This window comes from Sphaerobacter sp. (assembly GCF_019683595.1).
GTDB lineage: Bacteria > Chloroflexota > Chloroflexia > Thermomicrobiales > Thermomicrobiaceae > Sphaerobacter.
The window spans coordinates 1-21,962 of record NZ_JADGHZ010000044.1 but is presented as its reverse complement, the minus strand read 5'-3'; the positions used below and the strand labels follow the sequence as shown (position 1 = coordinate 21,962).

The 21,962-nt window shown below is 67.8% G+C and carries 17 protein-coding genes and 1 pseudogene; 8 read left to right on the top strand and 10 right to left on the bottom strand.

The features are described 5' to 3' along the window. Positions 1-58 precede the first annotated feature (58 nt). Positions 59-3,223, bottom strand: coding sequence for a glycosyl hydrolase (locus IRZ30_RS07015; RefSeq protein WP_294084182.1), 3,165 nt, complete (start codon positions 3,221-3,223; stop codon positions 59-61). A gap of 249 nt (positions 3,224-3,472) precedes the next feature. Between IRZ30_RS07015 and IRZ30_RS07010 the strand changes: the two genes are divergently transcribed. Beyond that, positions 3,473-5,923, top strand: a complete 2,451-nt coding sequence (locus tag IRZ30_RS07010; RefSeq protein WP_294084181.1) for a Lon protease family protein — start codon at positions 3,473-3,475, stop codon at positions 5,921-5,923. Between the two features lie 140 nt (positions 5,924-6,063). Here the strand turns inward: IRZ30_RS07010 and IRZ30_RS07005 are convergent, their stop codons facing one another. From IRZ30_RS07005 to IRZ30_RS06995, 3 genes are all read right to left on the bottom strand, one after another. Beyond that, positions 6,064-7,143: an ABC transporter permease gene (locus IRZ30_RS07005; protein ID WP_294084180.1), complete on the bottom strand. Its 1,080-nt coding sequence runs from the start codon at positions 7,141-7,143 to the stop codon at positions 6,064-6,066. Further along, positions 7,140-8,120, bottom strand: coding sequence for an ABC transporter ATP-binding protein (locus tag IRZ30_RS07000; protein WP_294084179.1), 981 nt, complete (start codon positions 8,118-8,120; stop codon positions 7,140-7,142). Before IRZ30_RS07000 ends, IRZ30_RS07005 begins: the two co-directional genes overlap by 4 nt. 219 nt (positions 8,121-8,339) lie before the next feature. Continuing rightward, complete coding sequence (locus IRZ30_RS06995) at positions 8,340-8,498, bottom strand: hypothetical protein (protein ID WP_294084178.1); 159 nt, start codon at positions 8,496-8,498, stop codon at positions 8,340-8,342. Positions 8,499-8,667: 169 nt separating this feature from the next. Between IRZ30_RS06995 and IRZ30_RS06990 the strand changes: the two genes are divergently transcribed. After that, positions 8,668-9,072, top strand: a complete 405-nt coding sequence (locus tag IRZ30_RS06990) for a hypothetical protein (RefSeq protein WP_294084177.1) — start codon at positions 8,668-8,670, stop codon at positions 9,070-9,072. Positions 9,073-9,187: 115 nt separating this feature from the next. Here the strand turns inward: IRZ30_RS06990 and IRZ30_RS06985 are convergent, their stop codons facing one another. Then, the gene (locus tag IRZ30_RS06985; RefSeq protein ID WP_294084176.1) at positions 9,188-10,597 is read right to left on the bottom strand and encodes an aspartate kinase; all 1,410 of its coding nucleotides are present in this window, start codon (positions 10,595-10,597) and stop codon (positions 9,188-9,190) included. 291 nt (positions 10,598-10,888) lie between these two features. On the opposite strand from IRZ30_RS06985, the pseudogene IRZ30_RS06980 reads away from it, so the two are divergent. Beyond that, positions 10,889-11,083: pseudogene (locus tag IRZ30_RS06980) on the top strand (Rdx family protein); the annotation flags it as partial. Positions 11,084-11,252: 169 nt separating this feature from the next. On the opposite strand, the gene IRZ30_RS06975 reads toward IRZ30_RS06980, so the two are convergent. Then, positions 11,253-11,651 (bottom strand): response regulator, encoded by a 399-nt coding sequence (locus IRZ30_RS06975; RefSeq protein WP_294084175.1) that lies wholly within the window; start codon positions 11,649-11,651, stop codon positions 11,253-11,255. A 194-nt stretch (positions 11,652-11,845) separates the two neighbouring features. Here IRZ30_RS06975 and thiI point away from each other — a divergent pair, with 194 nt between their 5' ends. After that, positions 11,846-13,060 (top strand): tRNA uracil 4-sulfurtransferase ThiI, encoded by a 1,215-nt coding sequence (thiI, locus tag IRZ30_RS06970; RefSeq protein WP_294084174.1) that lies wholly within the window; start codon positions 11,846-11,848, stop codon positions 13,058-13,060. Positions 13,061-13,075: 15 nt separating this feature from the next. Here the strand turns inward: thiI and IRZ30_RS06965 are convergent, their stop codons facing one another. Then, positions 13,076-14,482, bottom strand: coding sequence for an AI-2E family transporter (locus IRZ30_RS06965; protein WP_294084173.1), 1,407 nt, complete (start codon positions 14,480-14,482; stop codon positions 13,076-13,078). Positions 14,483-14,686: 204 nt separating this feature from the next. On the opposite strand from IRZ30_RS06965, the gene IRZ30_RS06960 reads away from it, so the two are divergent. Beyond that, positions 14,687-14,875 carry a hypothetical protein gene (locus IRZ30_RS06960; RefSeq protein ID WP_294084172.1) on the top strand — a complete coding sequence of 63 codons (189 nt, stop codon included), beginning with the start codon at positions 14,687-14,689 and terminating at the stop codon, positions 14,873-14,875. 19 nt (positions 14,876-14,894) lie between these two features. Here IRZ30_RS06960 and IRZ30_RS06955 read toward each other — a convergent pair whose 3' ends face one another. Beyond that, the gene (locus tag IRZ30_RS06955; protein WP_294084171.1) at positions 14,895-16,262 is read right to left on the bottom strand and encodes an MFS transporter; all 1,368 of its coding nucleotides are present in this window, start codon (positions 16,260-16,262) and stop codon (positions 14,895-14,897) included. A 211-nt stretch (positions 16,263-16,473) separates the two neighbouring features. On the opposite strand from IRZ30_RS06955, the gene IRZ30_RS06950 reads away from it, so the two are divergent. Further along, positions 16,474-16,947, top strand: coding sequence for an SRPBCC family protein (locus IRZ30_RS06950; protein WP_294084170.1), 474 nt, complete (start codon positions 16,474-16,476; stop codon positions 16,945-16,947). Positions 16,948-17,032: 85 nt separating this feature from the next. Here IRZ30_RS06950 and IRZ30_RS06945 read toward each other — a convergent pair whose 3' ends face one another. Then, positions 17,033-17,695 (bottom strand): nucleoside triphosphate pyrophosphatase, encoded by a 663-nt coding sequence (locus IRZ30_RS06945; protein WP_294084169.1) that lies wholly within the window; start codon positions 17,693-17,695, stop codon positions 17,033-17,035. Then, complete coding sequence (gene rlmD / locus IRZ30_RS06940) at positions 17,692-18,882, bottom strand: 23S rRNA (uracil(1939)-C(5))-methyltransferase RlmD (protein WP_294084168.1); 1,191 nt, start codon at positions 18,880-18,882, stop codon at positions 17,692-17,694. Before rlmD ends, IRZ30_RS06945 begins: the two co-directional genes overlap by 4 nt. 217 nt (positions 18,883-19,099) lie before the next feature. Here rlmD and IRZ30_RS06935 point away from each other — a divergent pair, with 217 nt between their 5' ends. Together IRZ30_RS06935 and IRZ30_RS06930 are read left to right on the top strand one after the other, a co-directional pair. Beyond that, positions 19,100-20,299, top strand: coding sequence for an MFS transporter (locus tag IRZ30_RS06935; protein WP_294084167.1), 1,200 nt, complete (start codon positions 19,100-19,102; stop codon positions 20,297-20,299). Between the two features lie 172 nt (positions 20,300-20,471). Continuing rightward, entirely contained in the window at positions 20,472-21,716 is a 1,245-nt protein-coding gene (locus IRZ30_RS06930) for an MFS transporter (RefSeq protein WP_294084166.1), read from the top strand. Positions 21,717-21,962 lie beyond the last annotated feature (246 nt).

Below are 21,962 nucleotides of genomic sequence, written 5' to 3'. Positions count from 1 at the left end.
GTGAGGGGGCGGGCCATGTGCCCACCCCCTCTCGTATCGTCGCGGGCCGCTGGTGGGCTCAGGCCACGACCGGCGGGATCCCGGCGTCCCGCAGCACGCCGTTGAAGGCGGCCACATCGGTTCGGACCACCTCGTCGAGCCGGGCGAGGCAGTCGTCCACCTGGCGCGAGAGCTCGGCGAACAGCTCCACCGCCTGCCGCGTGGGCCGGGCGTCGGCGCTGGCGACGACCCCCATCAGCGAGCCCAGCTTGGCGTTGAGCTTCAGCGGGTAGTTCAGCGCGTCCTCGCGCACCTTGGCCTTGACCTGGATCAGGTCCTCCTCGATGGCGGAGAGCCGATCCGCTACCGTCTTGCCGCTGCGCTCCACTTCCTCATGGACCGGGAGCCCCGCAGTGCGCTTCCCCCAGTCCTCAACCTGCCGCTTGATCGCGCGGATGCGGTTGACCGCCTCGTGCGTCTGCGACAGCTTGTCTCGAATTTGAATCAGCAGGGCGAACTGGGCGTCGAAGTCCTCCTGCGTGGCGGACACCCGCGGATCCTTCACGATCTCGAACGACTCCGTCCAGGTGCGGTCGCCCACGGTGAGGCGGACCTGATACCGCCCGGGCTTCGCCAGCGGGCCGGGCACCTTGGCCTCGGGTGTAGCATAGCCCTCGACGCGTGTCGGTGCCGGATAGCGCATGTCCCAGACGAAGCGGTTCAGCCCGGCCTTCGCCGGCACGCACGGATCCTTCGGCGCCTCATCCTGACCGTCTCCCGCGGGCTCGGGCGCCTTGCTGGAGAAGGTGCGGATCTCGTTGCCCTCGGCGTCGAGGAAGGTGAGCGTGACCTCGCCTTCCGGCTCCTCCTTGAGCGCGTAGTAGACGATCACGCCGTCGGGCGGGTTCTGCCCGGCATCGAGCAGCCGTTCGGTCTTGACCCCCTCCGGCGTCTCCTCCGGGCGGAAAGTCACCATCGTCGCGCCGGTCATCCAGTAGTTGTTCCCGACCGCCTCGCGGTGGCCGAAGCCGCGGTTGGTCCAGAACCGGATGGTGGTTTGCGGTGGCACCAGCGCCGCCGGCTCGTCCAGTGTCGCGGGCAGGTGATAGAGGGGGCTGACATCGTCCAGCACCCAGATCGACCGGCCGTGCGTGGCGACGACCAGGCTCGTGCCGGTGATGACCAGGTCGTGGATCGGCACCACCGGCAGGTTCTGGCGGAACGGCTGCCAGTGGATCCCGTCGTCGATCGAAACGTAGATGCCCGTCTCGGTGCCGCAGTAGAGCAGGCCCCGCCGGTTCGGATCCTCCCGAATGACCCGGGTGAAGTCGTCCTCGGGAATGCCGCCCGTGATCCGGGTCCAGGTCGCCCCGTAGTCGGTGGTCTTGTAGAGGTACGGCGTGAAGTCGTCGAGCTTGTACCGCGTCGCGGCGACGTAGGCCACGGCCGGATCGTGAGGCGAGGGCTCGATGATCGAGATCAGTGCCCACTCCGGCAGGTCGGGCGGGGTGACGTTGTGCCAGGTCTGCCCGCCGTCCCGCGAGACGTGGATCAGCCCATCATCCGAGCCGGCCCAGAGGAGACCTTTCTGCAGCGGCGACTCAGCGAAGGCGAAGATGGTGTTGTAGTACTCGGCGCCGGTCACATCCTTGGTGATCGGGCCGCCGGATGGCTCCTGCTTCGCCTTGTCGTCGCGGGTGAGATCCGGGCTGATGACCTCCCAGGACTCCCCTTCGTCGGTGCTGCGGTGCACGACGTTCGAGGTGACGTAGAGCACGTTCGGGTCGTGCGGGGAGATAATGATCGGGTAGGTCCACTGGAACCGGTACTTGAGGTCTTTCGCACCCCAACCCAGGGACGCCTCGGGCCACACGGCGATGTTGCGCCGCTGGCCGGTGCGCCGGTCGTAGCGGGTGAGGAAGCCGCCATAGCTGCCGGCGAAAACGATGTTGGGGTCGTCCGGGCGCACGGCGATGTAGCCAGACTCCCCGCCGCCCACTTCCTCGTAGTCGGCGCGCGTGATCCCGGCCGTCACCGAGCGCGAGGGCAGGCTGATGGTAGTGTTGTCCTGCTGGGCGGCATAGATGCGGTACGGCACCTGCGTATCGACCGTGACGTGGTAGAGCTCGGCCGTTGGCTGGTTGTAGAGGGTGGACCAGGTCATGCCGCCGTTGAACGTGACGCAGGCGCCGCCGTCGTTGCCGTTGATCATCCGCTGCGGGTTGTTGGGGTCGATCCACAGGTCGTGGTTGTCCCCGTGCGGCACGGCCACCTGGAAGAAGGTCTTGCCGCCGTCGATCGACTTCCAGGTAGCCAGGTTGAGGACCCAGACCGTGTCCGGATCCTTGGGATCGGCGTAGATGTGCATGTAGTACCAGGGCCGCTGGCGCAGGTTGCCGTCCTCACTGAGGCGCACCCAGGTGTCGCCGTAGTCGTCGGAGCGGAAAACCGCCCCGTCCTCGGCCTCGATGATGGCCCAGACCCGGCCCGGCTTCGCGGGCGAGGCGACCACGCCGATCTTGCCGAGCAGCCCCTGGGGCAACCCGGGGTTGCGGGTGATCTCCTCCCAGGTGTCGCCGCCGTCGGTCGAGCGGAACAGCCCGCTCCCGGGTCCACCGCTCACCAGCTCGTGCGGCCGGCGGATCGCTTCCCAGAAGGCGGCGTAGAGGATGCGGGGGTTGGTCGGGTCGATCGAGATGTCGATGGCGCCCGCGTTCTCCGAACGGAAGAGCACGTGCTCCCAGGTCCGGCCGCCGTCGCGGGAGCGGAAGACGCCGCGCTCACGGTTCGGCCCATGGGCATGGCCGAGCGCCGCGACGAAGACGGTGTCTGGGTCGTGAGGGTGAATGCGCACCTTGCCGATGTTGCGGGTCGCTGCCAGCCCGAGGTGTTGCCAGGTTCGGCCGGCGTCGGTGGAGCGGTAGACGCCGTCGCCGTGCGAGACGTTGCCGCGGATGGTGGCCTCACCCATCCCGACGTAGATCACGTTCGGGTCGGCCTCGCTGACGGCGATGGCGCCGACCGAGGCGCGGCGGAAGTATCCGTCGGAGACGTTCTCCCAGATCATCCCGCCGTCGGTCGTCTTCCAGACCCCGCCGCCGGTGGAGCCGAAGTAGAAGGTGCCCAAGTCGCGCGGGTCACCCGCGACCGCCACCACCCGGCCGCCGCGGTACGGTCCGACGAGTCGCCACTCCAACGCCTGAAGCAGTGCAGGGTCGAGCGGTCCACTGTAACCGTCGGGCATTGCGCATCCTCCCTCTCATGGATCGCGTGGTGCCTTTATGCTGATCGCCGGCCAGTGTTGTCCTCGATTCCCGCCGGCACGTCAAGGGCGCGCCGTGCGGAGATGCCGAGAGCCAGCGGGAAACACCGGATGCGTGACGTTCGTACGTGTTCCAGGCGTGCGCGGACTCGGCGCCTGGTGTATAGCTGACATGGGAAAATGCCGTCGCACGAGCTGGACGACGCAACCGCGTCATCGGAAGGGGTCAGGATGGAGAGCATCAGGGAACGCCTGGCGGTCGCTCCCGAACGCCTGCGCCGCAGGCTTGACCCGGCGAGCCTGCCGTTCATGACGACCGCCGAGGTCGAGCCGCTGAATGGAACCATCGGGCAGCCGCGGGCGCTGGATGCCATCGAGTTCGGTCTCGATGTGCAGAACCACGGGTACAACCTGTACGTGGCCGGCGTGCCCGGCTCCGGGCGTGAAACGACCGTGCGGGATTACCTGGGACGCTACGCCCGGACGCGACCCACCCCGCCCGACTGGGTCTACGTCCACAACTTCGACGAGGCTGACCGCCCGAACGCGATCCCCTTGCCGGCCGGTCGCGGGGTCCAGTTCGCGCGCGAAATGGACGAGTTCCTCGCAACGGCCCGGCAGGAGATCCCCCGCGCGTTCGAGAGTGAAGACTATGAGCGGCGACGGCGGGACGCGCTGGCCGAACTGGGCCAGCAGCGCGAGGAGCTCTTCCGCCAGATGAACGAATTCGCCGCGAACCGTGGCTTCGTGCTGGAGGCAACCCCGACCGGGATCCTGAGTATTCCGGTCGTGCAGGGCCGTCCGCTGTCTTCCGAAGAGTTCGAACGCCTGCCCGCCGAGGTGCAGCAGGAGATCCGCAACCGTGACGCCGAGATTCAGGAGCACGTCTCCCGCGCGCTGCGGCAAGTGCGGCAGTTGGAGAAAGAAGCCGCTGAGCGGGTTCGGAAGCTCGACCGGGATGTCGTCAGCTTCGTGGTTGGTCCGATGCTGGACGACATGCGGGATCGCTACCAGGATTGTCCCGAGGTCGTCACCTACCTGGAGAACGTGCGCAACGACTTGCCGGAACACCTCGACATGTTCCGGCAGTCGCCGCAGCCGGCAGTGCCATTGCCAATCCCCCAGCCGGCTCAGGCGCAGCCGGACCTGAACCGGTACCGGGTCAACGTCCTGATCGACAACAGCGACCTGGAGGGGGCGCCGGTCGTCATCGAACGCAACCCCTCCTATTACAACCTGATCGGGCGGATCGACTACCGGGCTACCTTCGGCGCGATGGTGACCGACTTCCGCCAGATCCGACCCGGCGCGCTCCACCGGGCGAACGGCGGCTTTCTCGTCCTCCACGTGGTGGAGGTGTTGCGCGAGCCCTTCGCCTGGGATGCGCTGAAGCGCGCCCTCGTGACCCGGTCGATCCAGATCGAGAACCTGGGCGAGCAGTACAGCGCCGTGCCGATGGCGCGCCTCCGGCCCGAGCCGATCCCGCTGTCGGTCAAGGTGGTTCTCATCGGGCCGCTCGAGGTCTATCACGTCCTCTACCAGGTCGACGAGGACTTCCAGGAGCTGTTCAAAGTCCGCGCCGACTTCAGCCCGGACATGGACTGGGTCGACGACCACGTGCAGAACTACGCCGCGTTCATCAGCCGGCGCGTGCGCGAGTGGGGGCTGCGCCACTTCGACCGGGGCGCGGTGGCGCGCGTGGTCGAGTACGGCGCCCGCCAGCGGGAGCATCAGGGTAAGCTCTCGGCCCGTCTGCTCGACATCGCGAATATCGTGTCAGAGGCGAGCTACTGGGCGGAAAAGGCGGGGCACGAATTCGTCCAGGCCGACGACGTCGTTCAGGCGATCCGCAAACGGCGCTATCGGTCGAACCTCGTCGAGGAGCGCATCCGCGAGCTGCTCACCGACGGCACGATCATGATCGACGTCGATGGACAGGCCGTGGCCAGGGTCAACGGCCTGGCGGTCCTCAGCTTCGGCGACTACGCCTTCGGCAAGCCCTCCCGCGTGACCGCGCGCGTATCCGCCGGTCGCGGCAGCATCGTGAGCATCGAGCGGGAGATTGAGCTCTCCGGGCCGATCCACTCCAAGGGTGTCATGATCCTCTCCGGCTACCTGCGCGGCCACTACGGCCAGCACGTGCCATTGGCGATCACGGCGACGCTCACCTTCGAGCAGTCGTACGAGGGCGTCGACGGCGACTCCGCCTCCTCGACGGAGCTCTACGCGCTCCTGTCGGCCCTCTCGGGCCTGCCCCTCGAGCAGGGGATCGCGGTCACCGGCTCAGTGAACCAGTTCGGCGAGGTGCAGGCGGTCGGCGGGGTCAACCAGAAGATCGAAGGGTTCTACGCCGTCTGCAAGGCGAAGGGGCTGACCGGGCGTCAGGGGGTCATCATCCCCGCGGCAAACGTGAAGAACCTCATGCTCGACGACGAGGTGGTCGAAGCTGTGCGCGCGGGCCGCTTCCACGTGTGGGCGGTGCACACCGTCGATGAGGGGATCGAGATCCTGACCGGAGTTCCGGCGGGCGAGCGCGGTCCGGACGGTCAGTACCCCGAGGGGACCGTCCACCGGCTTGTGGAGGATCGCCTGCGCCGCTACGCAGACGAGGTTCGCGCCTTCGCCGCACCCGATGGGGCGGCCGGGGCGGCGCAGGTCGCCTCCGGCGAGGGATCCCAGTAGCGACGGCGCGCCGACTCAGGCGGCGGCCGTTGCGGGACGTGTTTCGAGACACAACACAGCCGCGCGGGGTCAATCCCCGCGCGGCTGTGGTTACCGAGCACTGTCGGGCCGGCACACGGCCTGCGCCGACGAATCGCGCCCTAGACCGACTGCGCTTCCCAACGGAAGAAGCGGACCGAAAGGGCGACGCCGATGGCCGCGGTCACGAGCATGACCAGGACGCTGGTCCAGACGCTGACGAGCGTATCGCCCTGGATCATGATGTCGCGCAGGCCGTTGGCGAAGTAGGTCAGCGGGATGATCTTCGTGATCGGCTGCATCCAGGCGGGCGCCAGGTCCATCGGGAAGAACACGCCGCCCAGGAACATCATCGGGAAGGAAATCGCGTTCGCCACGCTGTCCGCGACCTCCTGATTGCGCGCGATCCCGCTGACGAAGAAGCCGATGGCCAGGAACGCCAGCGAACCGAGCGCGATCATCACGAGCAGCGAGATGAGGTCGCCGGAGATCTTCACGTCGAAGAGCAGCACGGCGATCGTCAAGACGATCACGGCCTGCGCGACGGCGATAAGCACCTGGGTGAAGATCCGCGCCCCGATGAACGACAACAGCGAGAACGGGGTCGCCTTGATCCGGCGCAGGATGCCCCGCTCACGATAGGTCACGAAGGTGGATGACAGCCCCATGAGCCCGCTGGTCATGATCGACATCGCGAGGATGCCCGGCACCAGGAAGTCGATGTAGCGAATGTCCTTGGTGTCCACACCCTGGACGGTGGCGACGATCGGCTCCGGCGCATTGGTCATCGCCTGGTTCGCCTCGCTGAAGAACTGGCGGATGGCGGCCACGGCGATCTGCGACTCCTGCGGGTTGCTCTGGTTGTAATAGATCGTCGCCGCCACCTGCTCCGGGTTCGCGCCCGGGCTAAACACGACGACGAGGTCTCGGTCGCCTTCGTCCAGGGCGGCCATCTCGTCGGCTTCCGAGCCAGTGTTCACCGTGAAGCCGTCCACGCCGCGCATCTGGTCGACGACCTGGGCCACCATGGGGTTGATGTCGTCCCCGGCGACGCCCACGGTCACGTTGAAGTCGCCGCTCCCGATGAGGTAACCGAAGAGCACGATAAAGATGACGGGGAAGGCCAGCAACCAGAAGAGCGCGGCGCGGTTGCGCACCGTCATCTTCAGGTTGGCAATGATCATGTAGCGCAGGGCCTTCATTCGCGCAGACTCCGTCCGGTAAGTGCGAGGAACACGTCTTCAAGTGTCGCGCTCGACGTGCTCAGGTTGTCGAGCCGCAACCCGGCGTCGCGGGCGGCCGCCAAGAGAGCACTCATGGTGACCTGCATGTCCTCGCTATGCAGTTCGACGTACCCATCCTCGGCGGCGACGTGCGTGACGCCGGGCAGGGACTTGAAGGTCTCGACGGGCACCGCGCCGTTGTCGATCCGCGCGCGGATCGTCGCGGCCTGATTGAGCTGGTCGATCAGGCGCCGCGGGGTGTCACAGGCGATGATGCGGCCCTGGTCCATGACCGCGACGCGGTCGCACAGGACCTCGGCCTCCTCCATATAGTGAGTCGTCAGCACGACGGTCGTGCCGCCGGCGCGCACGGTGCGAATGACGTCCCACAGGTTTCGCCGCGCTGCCGGGTCGAGCCCGGTCGTCGGCTCATCGAGGAAGATGATCTGCGGGTCGTTCACCATGGCGAGGGCGATCGACAGCCGCTGCTGCTGCCCGCCCGACAGGGCGTTAGCGTAGGCGTTGGCCTTTTCCTGGAGGCTGACCAGTTCGATCAGTCGATCGACCTTTGCCTTTGAGGTATCGGCGCCGTAGAGCGCGGCGAAGAGGGCGATCAACTCGCGCACCGTCAGATGGTCGAACAGCGCGGTCGACTGAAGCTGGACACCGATCGCCCGCTTGACGGCGGTCGGGTCGCGCGCCGCGTCGATGCCGGCCACCTGGATCGTCCCCCCGTCGGGCTCGCGCAGCCCTTCGATCATCTCCAGGGTGGTGGTCTTCCCGGCGCCGTTCGGACCAAGAATGCCGAAGATTTCGCCCTCGTACACGGTCAGGTCGACGCCGTTGACGGCGGTGAAGTCGCCGTAGCGCTTGACCAGTCCCCGCGCCTCGATCACGGCGGTCCGAGCCGCGCCCACGGCAACGCCGTTGGACAAAGGCGTCGCGACGTTCTGCATCCGGGCAGCCCTCCTTACTCACATGCCTCGGCCGGTCCCGGCGCGCGATGCCCTTGACTACTAACGCAGGCATTGTCGTCCGGGGTCGGTCACCCCACAACGGAATAATCAACGCATTCCACGATACCGGGAATGTTCGCGTGGCGCATCGGACCACCGGCGAGTCTTGCCACTGTTCTTTCGGACAGGGTTGACCTGAACCGGGAGCCGGCGGGCCGCTCACTGCCTGGACGCGCGCAGCCGGTCCAGAACCTCCCGGATGCCGCGTGGGGCGGAGCCGGGATCCGCCCGCCGGACGCCGAGGCGCGCCATCAACCGCTCCACCCCCAGCCCGAGGGCGGCGGCGATCGCGATGACGAAGATGGCCCAGCCGATCATGGCTTCCTCCCGGCGCGGAATCGCGCAGCGTGCGCTGCTGCCTCGAAGTCTACTCCAGAGGAGACCGGCGCCACGCCAGGCATGTTTGGTACTATCAGCCGCACCGGCGGGTCACCGCCGAGCCCGGCGCAGGGCAGGGCTCGAAGGATGACATGCGAAGGGAGACGAGATGACTCCCGGCGATCTGCTGTTTATCGGTGCGTTCATCATCCTGCCGATCGCGCTGATCATCTGGAGTCTCACGAGCCTCCGCGCCATCCGCCGCCGGCGGCGGGAGTGGAATGTGGATCCCACCGTCGGGACGGGGACGGCAGAGCTCCCGGTCGTTGAGCACGTGCCGCCCCCGCGGGACTGGGGAGCGACGGTGCGCCCGACGCGGGGAGGGGGAGCCAGCGCCGCAGTGGACACGGTGGGGGCGCCGGTGACGTCCCGCCCATTCTGGCCCCCGATCTACCGGGGCCGGGCTCGCGGCGTGGTGCGCCGCATGACGCCGCCGGCCGTGCGCTGGCCGCGTGCCCACCGCCGCCGTCCGCGCGACGCCGACGTCGGGCTCGGAGCCGGCCGGCGAGGCTAGCGCATCGGGCCAATCCACCCAGCAGCACGTACACGAGTCGGGCAGGTGAGGCGGGGCGGACACCCGCCTCTGCTGTTGCCAGGCGCGCCCGCGCCGCCGTCCGCGGCCGGACGGTCTACGAAGGCTGCTCGCCGAGGCCGAAGGCGCGGTGGAGCGCCGGGACGGCGCGTGCGACCTCCGAAGCCGCGATAGCGCAGGAGATGTTCAGCTCCGACGAGCCCTGGGCAATGGCGACGATGTTGATCCCCTCGGCACCGAGGGTCTGGAAGACCCGGCCCGCCACGCCGGGCGTACCACGCATCCCGGCGCCGACCACGGCCACGATGGCGATGTCCGGATCCTCCCACACGCGCAGGAGCCGCGCCCGCAGCAGGTCCAGCTCGAACTCCGCTTCGAGGACGCGAAGTGCCGTCGCGGCGTCGGCGCTGCGGACGACGAAGCTCAGGCTGTTCTGCGAGGACGCCTGGGAGATCATGAAGACGTTCACGCCTGCACCGGCCACGGCGGTGAAGACCCGCGCCGTCACCCCGGCCACGGTTAGCAGCCCGGCGCCCTCGACCGTGATCGCGGACAGTCCCGGGATCGCGGTGATCGCCTTGACGACGCCGTTCTCAACCGGTTCCGGGCCGATGCGGGTCCCGGGGTGCTCGGGTTCGAAGGTGTTCCGGATCCAGATCGGGATACCGCGCTCGGCCGGGAGTTGCATCGTGCGCGGGTGGATCACGTTCGCGCCGAAGTAGGCCATCTCGGTCGCCTCGGCGAACGTCACGGCCGGGATCGTGCGCGCCTCCGGGACCAGCTTGGGGTTGGCGGTCATCACGCCGTTGACATCGGTCCAGATGATGATCTCATCGGCGTCGAGCGCACTGCCGATGATGGCCGCGGAGAAGTCCGAGCCGCCACGGCCGAGCGTCGTCGTGACCCCGTTGACGTCGGCGCCGAAGAAACCGGTCACGACCGGGAGGACACCCTGCTCCAGCAGCGGCCGCAGGCGCGCGGCCGCCGCCTCGCGCGTCTGGTCGAAGAGTGGGGACGCGCCGCCGAAGACGCCGTCGGTGATGATCACCTGGTCGGCATCGACCGCTTCGGCTGGGGTACCCTGGTCGCGGAGAACGCCGGCCACCAGCCGGCTGCTCATGCGTTCGCCGAAGGAGCTGATCCAGTCGGTCACCCGTGGGGAGAGATCGCCCAGGACCTGGACCGACTCGATCAGGCGCAGGCACTGATCGGTCAGCGCGGCCATCGACGTAGCGATTTCCTGCCGCAGCCCGGCGTCGCGGATCAACTCGGCCGCGGCCACCAGGTGCCGATCCAGCAGGCGATGGCGGACGTCGGAGGTCTCGATCAGGCGGCCCTGCGCCGCGTCATTCGCGGCCTCCAGCAGCAGGTTGGTAATGCCGCTCATCGCGGAAACCACCGCGATCACGGGGTCGTCTGGCTTGTGGGCCGCACTGAGAATCGAGACGACCTGGCGGATCGCATCCCCGCTGCCGACGGACGTCCCTCCAAACTTCATCACCCGCATACTGATCGCTCCCGCACCCGCTCCTTCGATCGACGCTGCCTGGCGATTCGTTGCCACGGCGCCTAAGAATACCCAATGTTGGTGGCGAATCGGTAGCACCCGTGACGAAATTCACCAGCATGAGCGGGGCGCGCGGCGCTTCCGGCTGCGGCCGATCCACGGTACATTAGGCGGTGCGCCTCCCGTCGGTTGGGGGGTGGCTAATTGGGGTTCCGTGGTCGGTAGGAGAAGGAGGCATCGATGCCCCATCGGGTCGTGATCGAGTACTGCCAGAGTTGAGGCTACCGCCCGAAAGCCACCGGTGCGGTGGAAGCGATTCTGACGCATTACCAGTCCCACCTCAGTGAGGTCACCCTCAAACCAAGCAGCGGCGGGATATTCGACATAACCGTCGACGGCGAACTGGTCTTCTCCAAGCATCAATCCGGACGATTCCCGGAAAAGGATGAGGTCATCCGCCTCGTGGGGGAGCGGATCCGCACCTGAGGTGTGCGCGCCGGGCAGCCGCCGTGCACACCGGATGGTCCAGGCGTGTGCGCTGCCCCCGGCGATCCTCGCCCGGTGCGGCGACCGACGACTCCGGCAGCGATCAGTCCCGGCCGGGACGGTCGCTGCCCGGGCGGGGCGGCCTGCCCGCGCTCGTTGGGCAGGGTGTTTAGGCGTCGCCGGGTTGCGCGGTGGCTGGGGTTTCGAAGCGGGGAGGCACACGGGTGGTGACGGCGTCGCCCAGCTCGTCCAGGTCGAACGGCTTGTGGAGCAGCGCGTCGATCGGCAGCACCGAGGCGAGTTCGTCGGCATCGCCCAGGGCGGAGATGGCGATGATGGGGATCGACGCCGTCTGGGCGTGCTGGCGCAGCAAGCGGGCAGCCTCACCGCCGTTGAGGTGCGGCATCATCAGGTCCATGACGATCAGATCCGGAGGCGCGGCGGTGGCGCGCCTGACTGCCTGCTCGCCGTCCGGAACGATCTCGACAACGTAGCCGAGTTCGCTCAGGTACTCCCCCAGTGCCTGCGCGAGATTCGGCTCGTCCTCGACGACGAGAATCCGAGACATGCCCTTCCCCTTCCAGGTGCCGTTCCGGTCTCGTGCGAACGGGTTCAGGACGACGGCCGGGTCGTTCGCTTCCGACTGTGTAGTGGCCGATTGGTAGAATAGTCGGCAGGACGGGACCCTGCTCGGTGCGGCTCGCCTCCGCCCCGCGGAGCGGTCCGGATCGACGTCGCGCGGAGTGACTTCAGGAGGAAAATGTGCCTGAAATCCGGCCGGTCGTGGTCGTACGAGTCCATGAAGTCGCCCTCAAGGGACGCAACCGTCCCTGGTTCATGCGCGTGTTGCGTCGAAACCTCACGCACGCGCTGCGGGGCGTGCCGTACCAGGATCTGAAACTCCGCAGCGGCCGTGCCCTCATCACGTTGAACGACGTAGCCGAATGGTCCCATGTCCGCGAAAGATTATCGCAGGTGTTCGGGGTTGCCAACTTCTCGTTGACGGTGGAAGCGGGCCTCCCGATCGAGGAGATCCGCGAGGCGGTCGGGGCGCTGCTGGACGCGGAAGGCCCCCCGCCGGGCACGTTCCGGGTGCGGGCCAAGCGCTCCAATAAGGACTACCCGCTGATCTCTCCCGAGATCGAGCGCGATCTCGGCGCCTACATTCAAGGGCGGACCGGTGCCCCGGTCGACCTGCGCCGGCCGGATCGTACCTACCGCGTCGAGGTGCTGCACGATGCCGCCTACGTCAGCAGCGAGACGATCCCGGGGGCGGGTGGGCTCCCCGTGGGCGCCAGCGGACGCGTCGTGGTGTTGATGTCCGGCGGGTTCGACTCGCCCGTCGCCGCGTACCGGATGATGAAGCGCGGCTGCGAGGTGACGCTGGTCCACTGCCACGCCTACCCGTTCGTCCGCTCCACGTCGATTGAGAAAGTGGTCGAGCTGGCGCAGCACCTGGGACGCCACCAGCCCGGCACGCGCCTGGTGATCGTGCCCATCGGGCAGGCGCAGCAGCAGATCGCGATCGCCACCGACCCGGAGATCCGGGTCGTCCTCTACCGGCGGCTGATGATGCGGATCGCGGAGACCATCGCCGAGCGGGAGGGTGCCAAGGCCATCGTTACCGGCGAGAGCCTGGGGCAGGTCAGTTCCCAGACGCTGGACAACCTGCGGGCCATCAGCGCCGCAGTCACGCTCCCGATCCTCCGGCCGCTGATCGGATTCGACAAGGAAGAGATCCTGGTCGAGGCCAAGCGCATCGGGACCGAGCCGATCTCGCGGGTGCCCGACGACGACTGCTGCACCGTCTTCGTGCCGCGCCACCCGACGACGCACGCCACCATTGAGGAAGCCGAGGCTGCCGAGGAACCGCTCGACGTGAAGGCGCTGGTTGACAGTTCCCTGGCGCAGCGTACCGAGTACCGCGGCGATCCGGCCAAGTGGAACGTGATGGACGCCCTGGCGGGCGCGGCCTGACGAACGCGCCGCGGGTTAGACCCGCTCTTCGCTCGCGAGCATCTGTTTGGTCTGCACCGGGGGGCTGGGCTCGGGGGCTGATGTTCCTGCTTCCTCCTGCAGCCGTGCGCTGGTGACGACCTCGATCCCGGCCGCGGTGGCAATGCTCGCCGCGACTTGATCGGGCGTGACGACCTGGAGCAGGATGTCGCGGCGCAGCGCCTCGGCCGCGAGCCACTGCATCTCCGACAGATCCTCCATCGTGAGCGCGTCACTCGCGATGAGCAAGACCACATGCTGGCGGTCGTAGCGTCCCAGGTTCTGGGTGAAGCTGTGGAGATCACCCGGCTCGCGCAGCGCGACCACGTGGCGCGCCGGCGGGTGCCGCAACTCCTCCAGCACCGCCAGCACGATCAACTTCGTCGCCGCCAGGAGCGGCACGGCGAGCACGAGACCGAGCGCACCGCCGATCGACGCCCCGGCCAGTACCCCGAAGATCACCATCAGCGGGTGGAGGCGAACGATCCGCCCGACGAGCTGCGGGATGACGAAGTGGTCCTCCAGCATCCGGAGGACCAGATAGGTGAGGCCCACCACGGCGGCGAGCTGCATCGGCGTCCAGCCGAAGGGGGTGCTGCCCTGCGAGAGGGCCACCGTCACCGCGATCGCGCCCGCGGTCCAGGGGCCGATGATGGGGATCAATTCGAGCGCACCGGTGGCAATGGCGAGCGCCAAGGCGTACTGCATCTTGAGGACGCTCAGCGCGATGAAGGTCATGACCGACATGATCGCAAAGAGGATCACCTGCGCCCGGATGTAAGCCCCGAAGGTGGCGTTGACCTGGCCGCTAACCCGCTCGAAGGTCTGATGGTGCCGTGGCGGGAGCAGGCTGGACATACGCTGCACCAGCCGGCTGCCCTGGAGCAGGAAGTAGTAGGTGGCGAGCAGGTAGACGAGTAGGTGAATCAGGAAGCCGACCGTTTGCAGGACGAGGGAAGGCGCCTCGCGGCTGAAGCGGGCCGCGACTTCCTTCGTCAGCTCGTCAATCTGCGCGTTGATCGCGGCGGTGTCGATCGTCAGGCCGCCGATTGAGATCCGTTCGTTGCGGACCAGTTCCTGCCGGGCGGTGTCGATCAGGCTGGGGAGTGACGCGATCAGGGAGCGAACCTGCTCGTAGAGCGTCGGGACGACCCGCACGCCAACCACCCCCAGGATCCCGCTGATCAGCACGAAGACCACGACGATGGCCACGGCGCGCGGAAGGCGCAATGCCTGCTGCACGCGATTCACGACGGGGTGGAGCAAATAGGCAGTGACCGCCGCCCACATGAACGGCGGGAGGATGTGCGCGACACGGAGTAGGAACAAGCCCAGCGCGAGGAGCACCAATCCGACCACAACGGGCAGTAGGCGCGTCTCGCGCAAGCGATCGAGTGGATGCATGCCCTCCCCCACGGATCGTGCTGCGGCCCATTCTATCAAGTTCGCCGCCGGCACGGGACACCGATGGTGGGATATTTGTGCGAGCCCCGGACACGATAGATCGCATACGCCGTACCCCCTTGACAGACACGAACGCCCGTTCTATTCTGTGTACGTACATATGTTCGGCACGCATGTTCGGCACAGGCGTTCGAGGAGGCAGCGATGCGGACGAGTCAGGCAGTGGGGATCGCGGGCGGCGTGGCGTGCGGCGTGATGATGCTGGCGATCGGGCTGGCCCTGGGACTCGGCGCGGCGGTCGGCTCGGCCGTGACGCAGGCGCTCCCGGCGGCGCTGGTGGCCGGATGCGTGGCGGCCATGGTGGCGTTGGCCGACCGCGAGCCGTCAATCTGACGATGGTTTCCCGGTGCCCCTACCCCCGCGCGCGCCGGGAACGCGTCAGCAGGTCATAGCGGCTGAGCAGGGGTGTGGGACGAAGGAAGCGCGGCTCGTGCAGCGCGCCACTGGAGAGCACGGCCGCAAACCCGATGAGGAAGGCGACCAGAAAAAGGAACTGGAAGCCGAAGCGTTCGAGGAGCAGCCCTCCGACCAGCGGGACGAAGGCGACCACGGCCAACACGGCGTTGAGTAATGCGCTGTACGCCGGCCGCTCCGCCTCCGGCGCGATGTCCAGCAGGTAGGCCATGTTCGCCAGCGCCTGCCCGCTCAGCGAGACCCCGTACACCACGAAGACGAGTGTGAAGGCGTAGGCAAGGGTACGCCCGTCCATCAGCCCCCGGTCGGCGATGACCGACCAACGCAGCAGCGGCGGGAGTGCCAGCACCAGCAGCGGGATCGTCATGCGCAGCAGCGCCGACATCTGGAGTACCAGCCGGTTGCCCCGACGCGCCGCCAGCGGTTCCCAGATCAGGTTCGCCGCGAAGCGTCCGACTGTCAGGGCCGCGACGTAGAGGCCGATCAGGTCGATCGGAACCCCCAACTGCCGGTAGGCGAACACAACGTAGAACGGGTCGGCGATCGCGGAAAGCGACAGGAACGCCCGAAAGGCGAGGAAGCGGCGGAAGTAGTCGTTGTCGAGCAGGTGCGGCGCCTCGCTGAGCGGGTGGCCCAGGCTGGTGACGTGACCGTCGCCGCGATGGGGCTCCCGCACCATGGCGGCGACGTAGGCCGCCAGGCTGAGCGCGACGAAAGCCAGCAGGAAGAGGATCGCCATGGTCGCCGGGGCGTCCTCGCCGTCCCCGAGGAGCCGCGCGATGGTGTACCCGACCACAACACCCATGACGGCGCCCCAGACGGTGCGCTGACCGAGCACGCGGCTCAGACGGTCGGCCGATATGAAATGTGCCGTGATGTCGACCATCGGCGTGTTGGCGAACCCGGATGCCAGGTTGTAAACCGCGTAGGTGATGAAGAAGGTGAGGAGCAGCGCCTGCGGTTTTCCATCCCCGAGCGCGAAACCGGCTGCTCCGAGGAGCCCGATCGCGGCCGCGCGGATGATGCCGGCCCAGACACCCGTCGCACGCCCGCCTGCCCGCCCCGGTCTGGACCCGGCACCGAAGAGGAGCGGGAGGACCGCCACTCCGGTCGCCAGCGCGGGTACGAGCCCGACCAGCAGGTAGGAGTCGCTGATCAGGCTGACGTAGAGGGCCAGGACGATGACCGGGTGGATCAGAGTGTGTCCCAGCACCAGCAGCGCCCCGTATGCGATGCCGAACCCGGCGTTCTGCCGCAGGGGGCGATTCTCGCGGCTGGTTACAGGTGTCTGGAGGTCTGCTCGCACGCCGTCCCCCCTTGGTGGTCGTGGCCATCCACCTCCGGGCGCGACGCGACGCCGCAGCAGTCGGGGCGCGATGACCCGGCGCGTACTCGCACGGTGATGACCTGCGCTCCGCGTCAGTATAGGAAGGCTTGCGGCTGACGTAAACAGTGGCCGGTGGCCTGGGCCTTGCGTCACCCGGACAACACGGTTCGACCTACCGAGGGAGGTGACCATGGCGACCGTTACGAAGTCCATCGAAGTCAACGTCCCGCTCAGCACCGCGTACAACCAGTGGACCCAGTTCGAGGAGTTCCCCCAGTTCATGGAGGGCGTCAAAGAGGTGCGGCAGATCGACGACCAGCACCTGCACTGGCGCGCCGAGGTCGGGGGCACCGAGCAGGAGTGGCAAGCGCGGATCGTTGAGCAGGTCCCCGATCAGCGTATCGCCTGGCACAGCGTCGCGGGCGACGAGAACGCCGGAGTCGTGACGTTCCACTACATCGACGAGGACACGACCCGGGTGACGCTGCAGCTCGGCTACGAGCCGGAGGGGCTCAAGGAGCGCATCGGGGACGCGCTCGGCTTCATGGAGCGCCGGGTCCAGGGCGATCTGGAGCGCTTCAAGGACTTCATCGAGCGGCGCGGCCGCGAGACCGGTGGCTGGCGCGGGACCATCGAAGAGCATCCCCACACCGAACCCACGTAGCACAACCCCCCAACCATGGGGCGTCGCCGCGCCTAAGGCCTTGCCTGGCCGGCGATGCCCCCACCAGGCTGGTACCGGACGCGGGTCACCGGCTCGCGCCCGTGTCCAGCGGCGCGCATGGGAAGAGCGGGCAGCGCGTGCATGCCGGCAGGAGGTCTCCCGGGTCAGCGCGCGGCACCTGGATGCCGACCCCGGCCAGCAGCTCGATCACCGGTGCCAGCGGCAGCCCGACGACGTTGCAGTAGCAGCCGTCGTGGCACGCGACTGGCCGGAAGACAGGATCCTGGATGGCATACGCTCCGGCCTTGTCGAACGGGGTGCCGGCCGCGATCGAGGCGGCGATCTCGTCGTCGCTGTAGGAGCGCATGTGGACCGTCGTCACCACGTGTCGGACCCGAACACGTCCCCCTGTCGCGAGCGCCACGCCGGTGACGACCCGATGCTGCCGCCCCCGGAGCGTGCGGAGCATGGCCCAGGCTTCCGCGGCGTCGGCGGGCTTCCCGAGCAAGCGTCCGCGCAGAGCCACGACCGTGTCGGCCGCCAGCACGGCCGCGCCCGGCCGCTGCGCTGCCACTGCCAGGGCCTTCCGCCGGGCCAGCGCGCGGGCCACGCGCTCAGGGCGCATTCCCGGCTTGCCCACGTTCTCATCCACGTCGGCCGGGGCGACTTCGAACGGCACCCCCAAACGCCCCAGCAGTTCACGGCGCCGGGGCGACGCCGAAGCCAGGATCAGGGGCGGCGTGCTCATGCTCGCTCCAGCGCCGCGACGCACTCGATATGGTAGGTCTGCGGGAACATATCCACCGGCGTCACGTCCAACAGGCGATAGCCACCGTCCACCAGGATGCGCAGGTCGCGGGCGAGCGTCGAGGGATCGCACGAGACGTAGACCAGCTTTTGCGGGTGCAGCTCCAGCACCGCTTCCAACGCCCGCGGATGACAGCCCGCCCTCGGCGGGTCGAGGATGATCGCGTCCGCCTGTACCTCCAGCCGCGGCAGCACCCGCTCGACCTTGCCGGTCACGTACTCGACGTTCGAGATGCCTTCCAGGTTGGGCTGTGCGTCTGCCACGGCCGAGGGCGACTCCTCGATGGCGATCACCCGGCGTGCCTCCGGGGCCAGCAGGATCGCGAACGTGCCGACCCCGGCGTAGGCGTCGACCACGACCTCGCTGCCGGTCAATGCCAGCCGCTCCCGGACCAGCTCCACCAGCCGCTCGGCCTGCTCGGTGTTGGTCTGAAAGAAGGACGGGCCCGAGATGCGGAAACGCTTCCCCAGCAGCGCCTCGTGGAAATACTTCTGGCCCGACTCCACCTCCGGCTGGCGATGGCGCAGGTCGGGCTGGATCAGCATCTCGCCGGTGTTCTCCCCGTAGCGGATCACGACCTGGTGCTGGCCGGCACCGGTCCCCTGCAGCTTGGCCAGCACCTCGTTGATCTGCGGGACCATAATCAGGCACCGGTCGATGCGCTGGAAACGGTACCCGGTGCCTGGGCGGGTGATGAAGCCGAGGTCACCCTGGCGCGAGGTGGAGAAGCGGGCATTGTTGCGGTACCCGTAGGGCTTGCTGCATGGCACGGTCGGTGACACCGGAGGGTCATCGAACTTGCCGATGCGCCGTAGTTGCTCACGGACGATGTGCTGCTTGAACTCGAGTTGCTTCTCGTAGGCGATGTGCTGCCACTGACAGCCGCCGCAGGCGCCGAAGTACGGGCAGGGCGGCGTGACTCGTTCCGGCGCGGGCTTGAGCACCTCCACGACTTTGCCCGAGGTGTACTGGCGCCGGCTCTTGTCGATCTCGACCACGACCTCCTCGCCCGGGATGCCGAAGTCCGCGAAGACCACGCGGCCGTCGACACGACCCACTGCCGGGCCCTGGTAGGCGATGTCGGTGAGTGTCACCGTCAGTCGCTCGGCCTGCTTTTCGTCTGCCATGCTGTTCTCCATCGTCCGTCTGCTCCCTGTAGCACCGCGCCGCTCGCGGCGGGCCGTCCCTAAGTGTTCCACGATCCGGCGCGAGGTGGAGCCGTTGCCCCACCGTCTTGACGCCGCCGGGCACTGCCGGTACCGTTGCACGGCTGGCGGGTCCGACGTGCAAGTTCACAGGACCGTGCCGGCACTGTTTCGCGCGGAAGAATTCGGAGACGCATCCTTGGCGGAGACCCAGGCGGTTCCCGCGGAAGCGACGAGCATACTGCGCAACCGCCCCCTCATCACCCTGGCCCTGGGCCACTTTACCATCGACCTGTATGCCGGCCTGCTCCCTGTCTTGTTCCCCTTGCTGGCCTCACGCTTCGGCCTGGACCTGAAGACGGTCGGCCTGGTGAGCTTGGCCTACAGCGGCGTAGGCTCCGTGTCGCAACCGCTCTTCGGGTACCTGGCCGACCGGTTCGGCACGCGCCTCATCGGTTTTGCGCTGTGCTGGACGGCCGTGACGTTCGCCGGGATCGGCATCGCGCCGTCCTTCCCGCTGATCCTGACCCTGGCCGGACTGGCAGGTCTCGGCTCGGGCGCCTTCCACCCGTTCGGCGCGCTCAACGCGAACGCGGTCATTCCCGACCGGAAGCGAAACGCGGCGATGTCGGTCTACGCCTCCGGCGGGACAATCGGCTTCGCGCTCGGCCCCCTGATCGGCGTCGGCCTGCTCGCGCTGTTCGAACTGCGCGGCGTCTCAGTCATGCTCATCCCCGGGACGGTGATCGCCGCCTGGCTGCTCTACGAGATGCGGGCGATCGCGGTCCGGCCCGCAGTTCGCGCCGGCCACGCCCGGGTGAAACCGGCCCCGATCCCCAAGCTTGCCATGACCGCCGTGATCCTGGTCATGATGGCGCGCTCCTGGAGCATGAGCAGTATCCAGGCGTACGTGCCGACCTGGTATGAGTCCCTGGGCTACTCCAAGGGCTTCTACGGCGCCCTGGCGACCGTCATCACCCTGTGCAGCGCCGTGGGCACGATCGGCTCGGGCAACCTCGCCGACCGCTATGGCCGGCGGGCGGTGATCCTCGGTTCGCTGGTCCTGACGGTTCCCACCGTGCTCCTCTTTGCACAGTTCACCGGGCCGATTGCGTTCGTCACCGGCGCCCTGGTCGGCCTGTTGGCGGCCTCCACCGCACCGCTCTTGCTCGTGATGGCGCAGCAGCTTATGCTCGGTCGAGCAGGAATTGCATCCGGGTTGATCCTGGGTCTCGGCTTTGTCACCGGCGCAATCGGTGTCCCGATCACCGGCGCCGTCGCCGACGCGCTCGGGATCCAGATGGCGATGCGCCTGCAAGTAGTTCTGGCGCTCATCGCGATCCCGCTCTGCCTGCTGCTGCCCACGGAGCAAAGCCTGCAGGCCGCCAAGCGGGAGTGAGGCGTGATGCGTGATACGTCATGCGTCATGCGTCATACGTGTTGCGTGTTCCGTGTCCCGTTCATGTCAAGCGGTGCCATGGTGAGACCGCAGGGTATGGTGCTCCCACGCAACGCGGAGCACGGAACACGTGTGACGTATGATGCATGACGTATGACGATCAGGAGTTGAGATGCTCCACAGATGGGTCGAGACGGCCAGTCCGGCCGCGCGGCGCGGCTTCCTGCTGCTGGCGACCATGACGGCGTGCTTCGGCATGGCGATGGCCATGCAGCAGAACGTGGTCACGAACTACTTCGAGGATGTTCTGGGCCTCGCCGGGCCGCAATTCGGCTACATCACGGCGATCCGTGAGATCCCCGGCTTCCTTCTCATCTTCCTGACCGCGCTGTTCTACCGCATGTCTATCCCGCGCCTGACCGCCGGGGCGCTGGTGCTCCTGGCGATCGGCTACGGGCTCTTCGGCGTCTCGAATTCGTTCTGGACCGTCACCCCGTGGGTCATCATCTCCTCGATGGGGTACCACACGGTGCTCCAGACCCAGCACGCGCTGGGCATGAGCCTGACGACGGCCGACCGCGCGGGGATCGTGCTGGGGCGGATGTCGGCCATCAACAGCGCCGGCTCACTGGCGGCGATGCTCCTGGTGCTGGTTACCTTCCGTCAAGGGTGGATCTCGTTCAACGGCGCATTCCTCATCGCCGGGGCCCTGGCACTGATCGGGGCTATCGCGGCGTTCGGCATCCCGAACCTGCGCGACGGGCACGAGGTACCCCACCGGCCACGCCGCGAGCCCATCGTCATTCGCCGCGCGTACCGCTTCTACTATTACCTGAGCCTGCTCGATGGAGCGCGGCAGCAGATCTTCTTCTCCTTCGGGCTGTGGGTGCTGGTGAACCACTACGGGCTCTCGGTGCCCGGTGTGAGCGCGCTCCTGGTCGTGGTGAGCCTGGCCTCGATGGTGGTCGGCCCCTGGATCGGGCGCATGATCGACCTCCGGGGTGAGCGCGAGGTGCTCGGCGCGATCAACTTGGCCTACATCGCCGCGCTCCTCGGCTACGCCCTGGTCGACAACCTCTACATCGCGGCCGCCTGCTACCTGATCTACTCGCTCATCTTCCCGCTGTCAGCCGTAGGAGCGGCGACCTACCTGCGCAAGATCGCCCCGGTCGCGGATGTGGCCCCGTCGCTGGCGACCGGCCTGACCCTGCAGCATGCCGCCGCGGTGATCGTGCCGATCACGGCGGGGTTCATCCTGAACTTCACCGGCTACCAGATCCCATTCATGATCGCCTGCGTCTTCGCCAGCATCACCATCCTGGTCACCCGCCGGCTCGACCCGATCGCGCAGCGCTCCCCGGCCAAGCTGGCCGAAGAGGAAGCATCGCTGGTCCCCGCCACCGCCGAGGCAGACTGACGCGCGAGCGGCGTAACGGCATACGCCCGGGGGTGAGCGTTCCCAGGGGTTATGGAACTTGCTGAATTCGTGGGAGTACGCGGTCGGCGCGTGCCCGGGGCTCAAGCCCCGGGCTGACAAGGCGAAGCCGGCTAGAGCCGGCTGGGGGAACCGGGACGCAGACCTCGGCCCCGAGTCTCGCAGCCCGGTCTGTGCCCGGACTCATAGTGTTCGCCGAATCTTGTGGGTGTCCGCCGTCCCGGCACG